This window comes from Chryseobacterium sp. L12, assembly GCF_056133985.1.
Map to the genome: position 1 here is coordinate 1 of NZ_JBVYOF010000038.1, position 15,053 is coordinate 15,053.

Consider the following 15,053-nt stretch of genomic DNA (forward strand, 5'->3'; position numbering starts at 1 on the left):
GAATATAGGGATAGGAAAACGCTCTCAAATTATCTGCATAAAATTCCTAAAAGCGAAAATCCACTGATTTATAGTATTCAGATTAAATCCCCGAAAATTTTAAGCACGCTGATTGATTATTTTGAAGAGTATCAATCAGCAAATAAGCTAAAAGTAAAGAATAAAGAAAAAAGAACAAAGATGCAAGAACAAAGAAGAAGGAAAGAAGGAAAAAAGGAGGAATAAAAGGGCATAAAAAAACCTCATACATTTGTGTATGAGGTTTGAATAAAAACTGGCGGCGACCTACTCTCCCGCTTGTCGCAGTACCATCGGCGCTGGTGGGCTTAACTTCTGTGTTCGGAATGGGAACAGGTGAGCCCCACCGCTAAAACCACCCTAAAGGCTGTATATAAGATATCAGAGGGAAGATTTCAGATTTCAGATTTAAAAAAAGTCTGTTATCTGATGTCTTATATCTGGCATCTGTTTTTATCGGTAAATTTCATCACAAAGGCAAAACCTTGATTGCACTTATAAGGCTTGTTTTAATGTAAACCAATAGGCTATAAATCTACGGGTAATTAGTACTACTCGGCTATGCTGTTACCAACTTTACACCTGTAGCCTATCAACGTGGTCATCTCCCACGACCCTTAAAAGATGTCTCATCTTGAGGCGAGTTTCGCACTTATATGCTTTCAGTGCTTATCTCTTCCAAACATAGCTACTCAGCGGTGCACCTGGCGGTACAACTGATACACCAGAGGTTTGTTCAATTCGGTCCTCTCGTACTAGAATCAAGCCCTCTCAAACATCTAACGCCCGCAATAGATAGAGACCGAACTGTCTCACGACGTTCTGAACCCAGCTCGCGTGCCACTTTAATGGGCGAACAGCCCAACCCTTGGGACCTTCTCCAGCCCCAGGATGTGACGAGCCGACATCGAGGTGCCGAACCTCCCCGTCGATGTGAGCTCTTGGGGGAGACTAGCCTGTTATCCCCGGAGTACCTTTTATCCTATGAGCGATGGCCCTTCCATACGGAACCACCGGATCACTATGTCCTGCTTTCGCACCTGATCGACTTGTAGGTCTCACAGTCAAGCACCCTTATGCCATTACACTCTACGCACGGTTACCAAGCGTGCTGAGGGTACCTTTGAAAGCCTCCGTTACTCTTTTGGAGGCGACCACCCCAGTCAAACTACCCACCACGCAATGTCCTTCTAAAAGAAGTTAGGCTCCAAGTAAGTAAAGGGTGGTATTTCAACGTCGGCTCCACAAACACTAGCGTGCCTGCTTCAAAGCCTCCCACCTATCCTACACATTACTTACTCAAAGTCAATACGAAGTTATAGTAAAGGTTCACAGGGTCTTTTCGTCCCATTGCGGGTAATCGGCATCTTCACCGATACTACAATTTCACCGAGCTCGTGGCTGAGACAGTGCCCAGATCGTTACACCATTCGTGCAGGTCGGAACTTACCCGACAAGGAATTTCGCTACCTTAGGACCGTTATAGTTACGGCCGCCGTTTACTGGGGCTTCAGTCAATGCCTTCGCTTACGCTAAGCACCTTCCTTAACCTTCCAGCACCGGGCAGGTGTCAGACCCTATACAGCATCTTTCGATTTAGCAGAGTCCTGTGTTTTTGATAAACAGTCGCCTGGGCCTCTTCACTGCGGCCACCATTGCTGATGGCGTCTCTTCTTCCGAAGTTACGAGACTATTTTGCCTAGTTCCTTAGCCACGACTCACTCGAGCACCTTAGGATTCTCTCCTCGACTACCTGTGTCGGTTTTGGTACGGGTTGCTTCACTTCGGCTTTTCTTGGAAGCACTTTCCCTACAGCAGCTTCGCCCGAAGGCTAGGCCTTGACTATTCCGTCAGTCTCCAGTAAGTACGGCACTCCGTCCCCTTTTTAGTGTGAGCAAGTATGGGAATATTAACCCATTGTCCATCCACTACTCCTTTCGGATTCGCGTTAGGTCCCGACTAACCCTCAGCTGATTAGCATGGCTGAGGAAACCTTAGTCTTTCGGTGAGGGGGTTTCTCGCCCCCTTTATCGTTACTTATGCCTACATTTTCTTTTCTGTCCGCTCCACAATACCTCACGATACTGCTTCTGCGCAAACAGAATGCTCCCCTACCAGATATAATTAAATTATAAATCCATAGCTTCGGTAATATGCTTATGCCCGATTATTATCCATGCCGAACCGCTCGACTAGTGAGCTGTTACGCACTCTTTAAATGAATGGCTGCTTCCAAGCCAACATCCTAGCTGTCAATGCAGTTCAACCGCGTTGCTTCAACTTAGCATATATTTGGGGACCTTAGCTGTTGGTCTGGGTTCTTTCCCTCTCGGACATGGACCTTAGCACCCATGCCCTCACTGCCGACCATCATTTATTAGCATTCGGAGTTTGTCAGGAATTGGTAGGCGATGAAACCCCCGCATCCAATCAGTAGCTCTACCTCTAATAAACTATATATCGACGCTGCACCTAAATGCATTTCGGGGAGTACGAGCTATCTCCCAGTTTGATTGGCCTTTCACCCCTACCCACAGGTCATCCGAAGACTTTTCAACGTCAACCGGTTCGGTCCTCCACTTTGTGTTACCAAAGCTTCAACCTGCCCATGGGTAGATCACAAGGTTTCGCGTCTAATCCTACTAACTATCCGCCCTATTCAGACTCGCTTTCGCTCCGGCTCCGGACCTGAAGTCCTTAACCTCGCTAGTAAAATTAACTCGTAGGCTCATTATGCAAAAGGCACGCCGTCACACCATATAGGTGCTCCGACCGCTTGTAGGCGTACGGTTTCAGGTTCTATTTCACCCTTCTATTCGAAGTGCTTTTCACCTTTCCTTCACAGTACTTGTTCACTATCGGTCTTTCAGGAGTATTTAGCCTTGGAGGATGGTCCCCCCATATTCAGACAGGATTTCACGTGTCCCGCCATACTCATTTATCATCTATATATACCTTTCGAGTACAGGATTGTCACCTTCTTTGATTGTTCTTTCCAAAACATTCCTCTAAATATATAAAGACTTTTGGGCTAATCCGCTTTCGCTCGCCACTACTTACGGAATCTCTTCGATTTCTTTTCCTCCGGGTACTTAGATGTTTCAGTTCTCCGGGTTTGCTCCCATTGCTGGGTGACATGTCTTCAACATGACGGGTTGCCCCATTCGGACATCTCGGGATCAATTCGTGTGTGCCAATCCCCCGAGCTTTTCGCAGCTTACCACGTCCTTCGTCGCCTCTGAAAGCCTAGGCATCCGCCATACGCCCTTAACGATTTCTTTCCTATTTTTAGGTTACTCAAGCACTTATAAGTGCTCGGTTTTCTCTTTGTGATGTCTTTACCGTTAATGTCAATGATCTTTTTTCTTGTACTAATGTAATATGTAAAATGTATTAATGACGGCTCCGTCACTATGCAGTACACATTTCCTGATATTACCCTCATACATTATATCTTGTACTTTCGTACATCATACAATATGTGGAGAATAAGGGAGTCGAACCCTTGACCTCCTGCGTGCAAGGCAGGCGCTCTAGCCAGCTGAGCTAATTCCCCTCTAGTAGACTTCAGATGTCAGATTCTAGATTTCAGACTTAAAATCTGGTGTCTAATATCTCACATCTTCCCGTCTTATAATTAGTAGTCTCGGGCAGGCTCGAACTGCCGACCTCTACATTATCAGTGTAGCGCTCTAACCAGCTGAGCTACGAGACTCTTTGTGTTCCGTGTTCCGTGTTTTGGGTTCCGGGTTATCCGTATCCATTAACTCGTACCCCGTCTCTCTGTTCCCTGATACTAATTTCTAGTGGGTTTGTATTTTTTAATATATCAACCAAATAAAAAACTAAAGCTTTAACTTTAAGTAAGTTTTTTGTGTATTGCTACACTAATTTTGTTTAACGTTCTTCAACGCTCTAAAATGAGATGTTCCAGCCGCACCTTCCGGTACGGCTACCTTGTTACGACTTAGCCCTAGTTACCTGTTTTACCCTAGGCAGCTCCTGTTACGGTCACCGACTTCAGGTACCCCAGACTTCCATGGCTTGACGGGCGGTGTGTACAAGGCCCGGGAACGTATTCACCGCGCCATGGCTGATGCGCGATTACTAGCGATTCCAGCTTCATAGAGTCGAGTTGCAGACTCCAATCCGAACTGAGACCGGCTTTCGAGATTCGCATCTATTCGCATAGTAGCTGCCCTCTGTACCGGCCATTGTATTACGTGTGTGGCCCAAGGCGTAAGGGCCGTGATGATTTGACGTCATCCCCACCTTCCTCTCTACTTGCGTAGGCAGTCTCACTAGAGTCCCCAACTTAATGATGGCAACTAGTGACAGGGGTTGCGCTCGTTGCAGGACTTAACCTAACACCTCACGGCACGAGCTGACGACAACCATGCAGCACCTTGAAAATTGCCCGAAGGAAAGTCTATTTCTAAACCTGTCAATTCCCATTTAAGCCTTGGTAAGGTTCCTCGCGTATCATCGAATTAAACCACATAATCCACCGCTTGTGCGGGCCCCCGTCAATTCCTTTGAGTTTCATTCTTGCGAACGTACTCCCCAGGTGGCTAACTTATCACTTTCGCTTAGTCTCTGAATCCGAAAACCCAAAAACGAGTTAGCATCGTTTACGGCGTGGACTACCAGGGTATCTAATCCTGTTCGCTCCCCACGCTTTCGTCCATCAGCGTCAGTTAAAACATAGTGACCTGCCTTCGCAATTGGTGTTCTAAGTAATATCTATGCATTTCACCGCTACACTACTTATTCCAGCCACTTCTACTTTACTCAAGACCTGCAGTATCAATGGCAGTTTCACAGTTAAGCTGTGAGATTTCACCACTGACTTACAGATCCGCCTACGGACCCTTTAAACCCAATAAATCCGGATAACGCTTGCACCCTCCGTATTACCGCGGCTGCTGGCACGGAGTTAGCCGGTGCTTATTCGTACAGTACCTTCAGCTAGATACACGTATCTAGGTTTATCCCTGTACAAAAGAAGTTTACAACCCATAGGGCAGTCGTCCTTCACGCGGGATGGCTGGATCAGGCTCTCACCCATTGTCCAATATTCCTCACTGCTGCCTCCCGTAGGAGTCTGGTCCGTGTCTCAGTACCAGTGTGGGGGATCACCCTCTCAGGCCCCCTAAAGATCACTGACTTGGTGAGCCGTTACCTCACCAACTATCTAATCTTGCGCGTGCCCATCTCTATCCACCTCAGTTTTCAATAATAAACGATGCCGTTCATTATATTATGGGGTATTAATCTTCCTTTCGAAAGGCTATCCCCCTGATAAAGGCAGGTTGCACACGTGTTCCGCACCCGTACGCCGCTCTCAAGTCCCCGAAGAGACTCTACCGCTCGGCTTGCATGTGTTAGGCCTCCCGCTAGCGTTCATCCTGAGCCAGGATCAAACTCTCCATTGTATGTTTGTCTTAGGCTCACTCAAAGTTATTTGACGCTTTAGTTTTTCCTTACTTGGTTGTTATATCTATTTTTCAATGATCTCTATTCTTCCGCTTTATAACGAAGCAATCTTTCTGTCAGTGTCGCTCCGTATTTGCGAGTGCAAAAGTAAAAAATTATTTCTTATCAGCCAAATGTTTCTCAAGAAAATTTTAAAGTTTTTTTATTAACCCTAACTCCTTAATCCCATTAAACCAACATTCTCCTGCGCTCCCCGTATCGGGACTGCAAAGATACAAATCTTTTTTATTCCGGCAAGCTTTATTTTTAAAAAATTATTTCCAAAATATCCACCCGCCTCAAGATTCATATCCTCCCCCTACTCTTACCCTTAAGTAATCCGTAAAAGAAAAGATCATAATTCCCTCCGCTTTTCAATGCTCTTCTGCGCTACCCTTAACTCTCGTCTTAAGTCCGGCAAAAATACCAACTATTTCCTTTACATTCCAAAATTATTTAACATAAAATTCATATTTAAACCATATCCATCCCTAACTAACTGGTTATTTGAAAGAAAAATTTTATAAAAGTGAAGGGGGAATAGTTAATAGTGAATGGTCAATGGTGAATGGTGAAAAAGTTGCAGACTCATCTTAAACAAAAAATGTCCCTGACAATTCAGAGACATTATATACAGTATATATGAATTCTTATAAAAATAGTTTTACCAGTTCCTTATGTGTAAAATACCCTATTAAACAACCTATCGTGTCTGCTATAATGTCTAAGGCTTCCATAGATCTTCCAAGTTCCATTTTTTCCTGAAGAATCTCCGTAAGAAATGCATAAATGAGAATGATCTGAAAGTAATAGGAAAATCTAATTTTTGGAAATGCTGCTATAAAACAAAAACCTAGTATTGCAAATATTCCAAGATGTAAAACTTTATCAATCCCGGAAAACATAAACCAATATTCGTGATTTTCTACGCCCGGACGTAAAAGCATATATGTAAGAAATGCCCAATATATGGGCAGTATCTTTATAAATATGTTTGAAATTTTATCCAATGACTTCCTGATATTCTTCTGCAGAAAGCAATTCTGACTGATCTGCATCATCGGCTATTTCCAACTTGATGATCCAACCTTGTCCGTAAGGGTCTGAGTTTAAAAGTTCCGGCTGATCTTCTAATGCAGAATTAAATTCTATTACTTTTCCTGAAATCGGCAAGAATAAATCTGATACCGTTTTTACTGCCTCAACACTTCCAAAAACATCTCCTCCATTGATCTCATCGTCTACTGTATCTACATCTACATAAACAATATCTCCCAATTCTCCCTGTGCAAAGTCTGTAATCCCAATAGTGGCAGTATTTCCTTCTATCTTGATCCACTCATGATCTTTCGTGTACTTTAATTCTGATGGTGTATTCATTTTCTATTTTTTAATGTTGACAAATTTATTCAAAATAGAGATATGCTCAAAGAAAATTTTGAACAACTTATGATTATAGTACAGTAAAAAACAATCAATATTTAGTATTTCAAATTTACTTCATCCAATTTTCGCTGCTGCTGAAACTAGAATGATATTACTTTCAAAGCCGACATAATTTTATCAATTGAATTTAAAAACCTATTTTTGGAAAAAATGAATTAAAACATTATGAAAACTAAACACCCAAAAGGTCTTCCCTATCTGTTTTTTACAGAAATGTGGGAACGTTTCGGTTATTATCTGATTCTCGGAATTTTTGTTTTGTATATGACTGACACAGAAAAAGGAGGTCTAGAATTTGACGGAAAAGACGCTGCTGATATTTTCGGAACTTTTATCGCATTGACGTATTTAACCCCATTTTTAGGTGGTTTTTTGGCTGACAGACTTTTAGGATACATCAAAGCAATCTACATCGGTGGATTTCTGATGGGATTGGGGTATCTGGGAATTGGTTTTTTTAAAGAACTACCGCTATTTTACACTTCTTTAGCTTTGATTATTATTGGAAATGGCTTTTTTAAGCCAAGTATTTCTACGCTTTTAGGAAACTTATATAATGAAGAACCTTACAAAGCCAATAAAGATGCCGGTTACAATATTTTCTATATGGGAATTAATATCGGGGCATTTGTCTGCAACATTATTGCTGCCTTTATGCGAAATAAATACGGATGGGGACCTGCATTTATGACTGCCGGAGTAGGAATGTTTGTAGGTTTACTGGTTTTCACAATCGGCAGACAGCATATTCTTCAGGCTAATATTCTAAAACCTGCGCAGGAAGGTGACACTAAAATCTCTGATGTTTTGGTTAAGGTATTTTTACCTGCAGTAATTTTCGGATTGATTGGATGGTTTATACCTGATAACATTTTTGGAAGTGATAGTACAGATGCGTTTATTTTTGCCTGTATTCCCGTCATTTACTTTTACGTAATGCTGTATGTAAAAGCGAATGTAGAAGACAAGAAACCGATTGGAGCCTTATTGGCGATTTTTGCGGTAAGTTTAATGTTTTGGGCAGTTTTTAAACAAAACGGAACTGCTTTAACACTTTGGGCACAAAGCTATACTGATAGAACCGTTCCTTCTGTTTTAGAAAAACCACTAGAAGCAATTTATTTAGTTGATAAAAAAGATTATCAAAATAAAAAAGTTTCTGTATATGATGATCAATATCAGGTGAAAAAAAATAAAGCTGGTGATGCCATTAAAGAGCAAGGAAAAGATATTTATTTCAGAAATATTTCAGCGGGTGAAAAAGCAAAACTGGAAGCTAATCCTACGCAACAGATCAGTTTATACAATACAGAGTTGTTTCAATCAATTAATCCTGGATGGGTAATTATCCTCACACCAGTTGTTGTTGCATTTTTTATGATGCTTCGCAGAAAAGGGAAAGAGCCAAGTACGCCGTCAAAAATTGTTTTAGGATTATTCATTTCAGCATTATCATGTCTGGTAATGGTGGGAGCCGTTTATGCCGGACAAAATGGTTTGGTAAAAGTTTCCGCTTTATGGCTTGTAGCGGCATACGGAGTGATCACAGTTGGAGAACTTTGTCTTTCGCCAATGGGTCTATCTTTGGTTTCAAAGCTTTCACCTCCAAGAATTACAGCATTGATGATGGGCGGATTTTTTCTTTCAACATCAATCGGAAATAAGCTTTCCGGAGTTTTAGCAAGCTTCTGGTATGATTATGAAAACAAAGCCAACTTTTTTATTGTTAACTTCGGTTTACTTCTTTTGGCAACATTGCTTGGGCTTTCGATATTGAAAAGACTTAATAAAATCATGAAAGAAAAGGGAGTTAATTAAAACTTCAGCTTCATAATCATAAAACCGCAGTCAATTCTGCGGTTTTTTTATTTTAAAACTTGCCGAAAACCCAAAAAAAACTATATTTGTCAATCTTAACAAAAATTTAACAAGTATATATGGATACAGCAGTTCAGTCGAAGACTAAGCATCCTAAAGGATTATGGGTACTTTTCGGAACAGAGATGTGGGAGCGTTTCAATTTTTACGGAATGAGGGCTTTACTCACTCTGTTTATGGTAAATTCTTTACTTATCAGAGAAGCAGATGCAGCAATCATCTATGGAGGATTTCTAGCATTATGTTATCTTACCCCGCTTTTGGGTGGATTTATTGCAGATAAATATATCGGAAACAGAAATGCGATTCTCATTGGCGGATCATTGATGGCGATAGGACAGTTTTTATTGTTTATCAGTGCATCCACATTCTCCGGAAGTATTGACAGTGCTAAGATGTTTATGTGGCTGGCTTTATTCATCATCATTTTCGGTAACGGCTTTTTTAAGCCGAATATATCTTCAATGGTGGGAAGTCTTTATCCTAAACAGGAGAAGTCTAAACTAGATTCTGCTTTTACTATTTTCTACATGGGAATTAATATCGGAGCTTTTTTAGGACAGTTTATTTGTCCTTATTTAGGCGATGTAAAAGATTCTACAACAGGAGTAAGAGATATTTTTGCTTTTAAATGGGGATTCCTTGCTGCTTCAATTGCTATGGTAATTGGAACCATAACGTTTTTCATACTTAAAAACAAATATGTAGTAACTCCTGAAGGAAGACCAATCGGAGGATTACCAAAAAACAATACAAGTGAAGATTTTGAAGAGGGAGAAACCCAAACCGCTAAGTTTTCTGGCAGTGCATTAGGAATTACAGGTATTCTTTTTATAGCATTATTCTTTGTCTTCAGATATTTACTGGTAGGTGAATTTGGATTTAACTCTGTAGAAATGGGACAACTAATTAAAGGAATTATTTATCCATTTATTTATGCAGCAGGTATTTCTTTGGCATTTTTAATTATGTCTTCAGCAGAAAATAAGATTGAAAGACAGAGAATATGGGTAATTTACATTGTTTCATTTTTTATCATTTTCTTTTGGGCAGCTTTCGAGCAGGCTGGTTCGTCATTAACATTCATTGCAGACAATCAAACAGATAGAGATATTTTCGGATGGAACATGCCTCCTTCAATGGTTCAGATATTTAACGGAATCTTTGTGGTTTTGTTAGCAGTTCCATTCAGTTTATCATGGGATAAATTACGTGCAAAAGGCAAAGAGCCGGTTTCACCTATGAAACAAGCAATGGGACTTGCTTTAATTGCTCTAAGTTATTTTATCATCGCCCATAATGTAAAAGATCTTGGGAATTCAGGATTGTTGGCTATCAAATGGCTGATGCTGTTATATTTTATCCAAACATGCGGTGAGCTTTGCCTTTCTCCTATTGGATTATCCCTTGTTGGAAAATTGGCACCAAAAAGATTCGCTTCATTGCTTTACGGAGTATTCTTTATTTCCAATGCTGCCGGTTATGCATTAGCCGGGTCATTAGGTGCATTAATTCCTGCAACAGGAGATAAATTTAAAAAAGCAGAGGAATTAGGCGTTAATTTGCAGGAGGTTTTGGATAAAAAAGTGACCTTGAACGCAGATCAGGTTGCTGCATTTGAAAAAGCTCAGCTACCATTACAAAATCCAACTTTTGTAGGTTTTGAAATCCACAATCTCTTCGAATTCTTTATGGTATTTGTTGTTCTTTGTGGAATTGCTGCCGTAATTTTAGCATTAATTTCACCAATTTTGAAAAAAATGATGCACGGTGTGAATTAGACCTTGCGAACAAATAATTACTAAACCTCTGATTTTTCAGAGGTTTTTTTATACATTAGTAGATTGTAAATTAAATCAAAACTATTAAATATATAATTATGAACCTCACCCTCGACGAAATACAAAATTTTAAAGGGAAATATCCTAAACAGATCTGGAGCCTCTTTTTCTCTGAAATGTGGGAACGATTCTGCTTCTACGGAATGCGCGGAATGTTGGTGTTTTTTATGATTTCTCAATTGAAATTTGATGATGAGAAAGCTAATTTACAATATGGGGCAACACAGGCTTTCGTTTATGCTTTTACATTTATAGGAGGGCTATTCGCCGACAAGATTCTCGGGTTCAGAAAATCTCTTTTCTGGGGCGGACTTCTCATGATTATTGGAAGCTTAATTCTGGCAGCAGATCCTCATGAATATTTTTTCTTAGGAATTTCTTTTACGGTAGTGGGTACAGGTTTTTTCAAGCCCAATATCTCTTCAATGGTAGGTCAATTATATAAGCCCAATGACTCAAGAGCCGATGCCGGGTTTTCTTTATTTTATGCGGGAATTAATCTCGGTGCCTTATTGGGCGGATATTTATGTATTGCCATTGGTAAAGGCGAACTTTTCGGAGATATGATTTCTCAAAATATGAGATGGAATGTAGCTTTTGGTTTGGCAGCCATTGTAATGATTATCAGTCTGATTAATTTTATTTTTACTCAAAGAAGTCTTGGAAGTATAGGATTGCAGCCAATGGAAGTCTTAGCAGAAGGAAAATCAGGGAAAATGCCGAAATGGAAAGAATATGGAACATATATTTTATCCTTGATTTTCATTCCATTAATTATGAAAATGGTTTCTGTTCCTCAATATACGGATTATTTTATGTGGATCGTTGGACCTTTAACGTTGATCTACCTATTCTATGAAATGTCTAAAGTAACCGAATCCGAACGAAAAAAACTTTGGGCTGCGCTTATCTTCATTTTATTTTCTATTGTTTTTTGGGGAATTTACGAACAAAGCGGAGGTTCGTTGAGTATCTTTGCGGCTAAAAACCTCAACAAAGATCTGCTGAATCTGGATCCTAATGGGGTCAACAATTCTGCCGGAGCATTTTTCATTATCTTTTTAGCTCCTTTAATCGGGTTATTTTGGATCTGGCTCAGTAAAAAGAAAATAGAACCGAATACAATTATTAAGTTTGGATTAGGATTTATATTTTTAGGATTAGGTTATTACATATTATTCGCTACAAGATTATTTGCAGATTTACAAGGAATAACTTCGTTAAACTTCTTCACCTTGGCTTTACTGATCATCACTTTAGGAGAATTATGCCTCTCCCCTATCGGATTATCAATCATGACCAAGCTTTCAACAAAAAATCTTCAGGGAATGATGATGGGATTATGGTTCCTCGCTTCAGCCTACGGTCAGTATGTTGCCGGAATAATCGGAGCAGGATTAGCAAAAGCAGATAAAAACTCTACCAACTATGATGCATTAATAACTTATACCGAAGGTTACAAACAATTGGGATTATATGCCGTTATTGCAGGAGTGGTACTTATTTTGATATCTCCGTTCGTGAAAAAACTGATGCAGGAGGTACGTTAATACTTTATTTAAAATTAATTAATGAAATTAATATGATTCATAAAAATCAAAGCAATTCATTAATCTTAAAAAACAAAAATCTGATTATGAAAAAAATTATTGCATTTATATTAATTATACAATCTATTTTCGCCTTTTCACAGGTAAAGTGGATGACTATTGAAGAAGCCCTCGAAGCACAAAAAACTCAGCCTAAAAAGATTCTTATTGATTTTTATGCAGACTGGTGCGGTCCGTGCAAAATTATGGAGAAGAAAACTTACGGACACCCTGTCATTTATGAATATCTGAATGAAAATTATTATCCTGTAAAATTTAATGCAGAAGATAAAAAAACAATCGAAATATTCGGGAGAAAGTTTTCCAATGAAAACACTTCACAGAAAAGAGGCCGCAATTCCCTGCACGAGTTTACCCAGTATATGAACGTAAACGCTGTTCCAAGTACTGTTTTTTTAGAAGTAAACGGAAGTCCGATCACCATTTTGCAAGGTGAACTGTCTGCCAAAGAGCTGGAACCTTATCTTTCATTTATTTCGACCGATATGTATAAAAAAATTAAAACAAGGGAAGATTGGGAAGATTATCAGAAAAAATTTAAGTCTAAAATAAAAGAGTAAATTGCTATTGGCAATTGGAGGTTAGCTTTAGTTTTTTTTAAACCTTTATAATACACGAATACAATACGATCTAAGCTTTCAAAACCGAAAGCTTTTTTTATTTCTAAATTTTCCCGAAATTCGTGCTTCAAAATAGATTCTGACTTTAGAAACTTCCATAGAATTTGTGAAAGGAATCGGTCCTGAACGAGCCAAACTCATCAAAAACGTGTTGGGAATTTCTATCGTGGAAGATTTCCTTCATTTTTATCCGATCCGGTATATTGATAAAAGTAAAGTTTTTACCGTATCAATGCTGCAGGAAAGCAATATTGAAGTTCAGCTGAAAGGTAAAATCACTTCTGTGCAGGAAATTCAGACCGGAAAAACTAAGAGGCTTTCTGCAAAGTTTAACGATCATACCGGAACGATAGATCTGGTCTGGTTTCAGTATTCCAAGTGGCTGAAAGAGCAGATTCTCATTAATAGAGAAGTCTATATTTTCGGAAAAATAAATGTTTTCAACAATCAGTTTTCAATGCCGCATCCTGAAATTGAAGCTGAAGAAAAGAAAGAAACTGAAAACAGGTTAAGACCTATTTACCCAAGCTCGGAAAAGCTAAGCAAAAGAGGACTGAACCAAAAGTTTTTCCAGAATGTTCTGAAAAATATATGCAGAGAAATTCCGGTATTGATTCAGGAAAACCTCCCGGAATACATGATTCGTCATTATCAATTTTTATCAAGACAGCATACTTTTCTCAATATTCATTTTCCAAAAGATCAGCAGCATTTTGAAAAGTCAGATAAGCGTCTGAAATTTGAGGAATCATTCTTCTTTCAACTCGGTTATGGTCTTAAAAAACTTCATCATAAAACACAATCTATCGGAAATCCTTTTCCTATTGTAGGTGATTATTTTACAGAATTTTATGAAAATCATCTTCCTTTCGATCTTACGAATGCCCAGAAAAGAGTATTAAAAGAAATCAGAATGGATATGAAAAAAGCAATTCAGATGAATCGACTTTTACAAGGCGATGTTGGTTCGGGAAAAACGATGGTTGCCTTACTGACGATGCTTATTGCAATGGATAACGGCTTTCAGAGCTGTCTGATGGCACCTACAGAAATTCTGGCTCAGCAGCATTATAACGGAATTAAAGATTTGCTTAAGGATACTTCAATTAAAGTAAGTCTTCTCACGGGTTCAGTAAAAGCTTCTGCAAGAAAAATCATTCATGAAGAGCTTGAAAATGGAGAACTTTCAATCTTAATCGGAACTCATGCGGTTTTGGAAGATAAAGTGAAGTTTAAAAACCTCGGATTGGCAGTTATTGATGAACAACACAGATTTGGTGTCGCTCAGAGGGCGAAACTTTGGGCTAAAAATAAAATTCCGCCACATATCTTGGTGATGACTGCCACTCCGATTCCCAGAACTCTGGCAATGAGTTTTTATTCTGATCTGGATGTTTCTGTGATTGATGAATTACCTGTTGGAAGAAAAGCGATTATTACCGCTCACCGGAGAGAAAAAGACCGCGCATATGTTTATCAATTCTGTCACGAAGAAATAAGAAAAGGCAGACAAATATATTTCGTTTATCCGCTGATTGAAGAATCTGAGACTCTGGATTATAAAAATCTGATGGAAGGGCTGCAGCATGTGATGGACAATTTCTCAAACTATAACGTAACGATGCTTCACGGGAAAATGAAACCTGATGAAAAGGACGCTGCAATGAATCATTTTGCCACGGGAAAATCGCAGATTATGGTGGCAACAACTGTAATTGAAGTCGGTGTAAATGTTCCGAATGCTTCGGTGATGGTGATAGAAAGTGCTGAAAGATTTGGTCTTTCACAGCTTCATCAACTTCGTGGTCGTGTCGGAAGGGGTGCTGAACAGAGTTATTGTATTCTAATGACTTCTGATAAACTATCAAAAGAAAGCCGAACAAGAATCAAAACCATGACAGAAACCAATGACGGTTTTAAAATTTCGGAAGTTGATATGCAGTTGCGTGGTCCGGGAGATATTTTGGGAACCCAACAAAGCGGTGTGGTAGATTTCAAAAGGCTGGATCTGGTAAATGATGCGCCAATCATTAAAACGACAAAAAATATAGTAGAAAAAATTCTGGAAGCAGACCCACATTTATCACGAACTGACCACCAGATTATTAAAAATTATTATCTTCAGAATTATAAAGGAAAGAATAAGTGGAGTAAGATTTCTTAAT

General features: G+C 39.3%; 7 protein-coding genes, 2 tRNA genes, 3 rRNA genes and 1 pseudogene. 6 read left to right on the forward strand and 7 right to left on the reverse strand.

The window, feature by feature from the left end; genetic code table 11:
* Window positions 1-225, forward strand: a pseudogene (locus AC0NBN_RS16750) (hypothetical protein); the annotation flags it as partial.
* Between the two features lie 47 nt (window positions 226-272).
* On the opposite strand, the gene rrf reads toward AC0NBN_RS16750, so the two are convergent.
* The 7 genes from rrf to gcvH form a co-directional block, all read right to left on the reverse strand.
* A 5S ribosomal RNA gene (gene rrf / locus AC0NBN_RS16755) occupies window positions 273-381 on the reverse strand.
* Window positions 382-543: 162 nt separating this feature from the next.
* Window positions 544-3,299, reverse strand: a 23S ribosomal RNA gene (locus AC0NBN_RS16760).
* Between the two features lie 201 nt (window positions 3,300-3,500).
* Window positions 3,501-3,574: transfer RNA gene (locus AC0NBN_RS16765), tRNA-Ala, on the reverse strand.
* An 85-nt stretch (window positions 3,575-3,659) separates the two neighbouring features.
* Window positions 3,660-3,733: transfer RNA gene (locus AC0NBN_RS16770), tRNA-Ile, on the reverse strand.
* Between the two features lie 203 nt (window positions 3,734-3,936).
* Window positions 3,937-5,453 (reverse strand): 16S ribosomal RNA (locus tag AC0NBN_RS16775).
* The 16S, 23S and 5S rRNA genes sit together here with 2 tRNA genes alongside, the layout of an rRNA operon.
* A gap of 690 nt (window positions 5,454-6,143) precedes the next feature.
* A complete protein-coding gene (locus AC0NBN_RS16780; protein WP_474468882.1) occupies window positions 6,144-6,440 on the reverse strand; it encodes a VanZ family protein in 297 nt (98 codons plus the stop codon).
* A 55-nt stretch (window positions 6,441-6,495) separates the two neighbouring features.
* Entirely contained in the window at window positions 6,496-6,873 is a 378-nt protein-coding gene (gene gcvH, locus AC0NBN_RS16785; protein WP_160813901.1) for a glycine cleavage system protein GcvH, read from the reverse strand.
* Window positions 6,874-7,104: 231 nt separating this feature from the next.
* Here gcvH and AC0NBN_RS16790 point away from each other — a divergent pair, with 231 nt between their 5' ends.
* The 5 genes from AC0NBN_RS16790 to recG all read left to right on the forward strand — a co-directional run bounded on the left by AC0NBN_RS16790 (window position 7,105) and on the right by recG (window position 15,052).
* Window positions 7,105-8,757, forward strand: a complete 1,653-nt coding sequence (locus AC0NBN_RS16790) for a peptide MFS transporter (RefSeq protein ID WP_160813900.1) — start codon at window positions 7,105-7,107, stop codon at window positions 8,755-8,757.
* A gap of 119 nt (window positions 8,758-8,876) precedes the next feature.
* Window positions 8,877-10,598, forward strand: coding sequence for a peptide MFS transporter (locus AC0NBN_RS16795; protein ID WP_143884639.1), 1,722 nt, complete (start codon window positions 8,877-8,879; stop codon window positions 10,596-10,598).
* Between the two features lie 98 nt (window positions 10,599-10,696).
* A complete protein-coding gene (locus AC0NBN_RS16800) occupies window positions 10,697-12,208 on the forward strand; it encodes a peptide MFS transporter (protein ID WP_160813899.1) in 1,512 nt (503 codons plus the stop codon).
* Window positions 12,209-12,294: 86 nt separating this feature from the next.
* Window positions 12,295-12,828 (forward strand): thioredoxin family protein, encoded by a 534-nt coding sequence (locus tag AC0NBN_RS16805; RefSeq protein WP_160813898.1) that lies wholly within the window; start codon window positions 12,295-12,297, stop codon window positions 12,826-12,828.
* A gap of 139 nt (window positions 12,829-12,967) precedes the next feature.
* A complete protein-coding gene (gene recG / locus AC0NBN_RS16810) occupies window positions 12,968-15,052 on the forward strand; it encodes an ATP-dependent DNA helicase RecG (RefSeq protein ID WP_160813903.1) in 2,085 nt (694 codons plus the stop codon).
* Window position 15,053 lies beyond the last annotated feature (1 nt).

Bases quoted from the DNA above. Each gene is read 5' to 3' on its own strand.
- AC0NBN_RS16780 (WP_474468882.1), bottom strand. From the start codon at position 6,440: ATGCTTTTACGTCCGGGCGTAGAAAATCACGAATATTGGTTTATGTTT.
- AC0NBN_RS16805 (WP_160813898.1), top strand. From the start codon at position 12,295: ATGAAAAAAATTATTGCATTTATATTAATTATACAATCTATTTTCGCC.
- AC0NBN_RS16790 (WP_160813900.1), top strand. From the start codon at position 7,105: ATGAAAACTAAACACCCAAAAGGTCTTCCCTATCTGTTTTTTACAGAA.
- gcvH (WP_160813901.1), bottom strand. From the start codon at position 6,873: ATGAATACACCATCAGAATTAAAGTACACGAAAGATCATGAGTGGATC.
- AC0NBN_RS16800 (WP_160813899.1), top strand. From the start codon at position 10,697: ATGAACCTCACCCTCGACGAAATACAAAATTTTAAAGGGAAATATCCT.
- AC0NBN_RS16795 (WP_143884639.1), top strand. From the start codon at position 8,877: ATGGATACAGCAGTTCAGTCGAAGACTAAGCATCCTAAAGGATTATGG.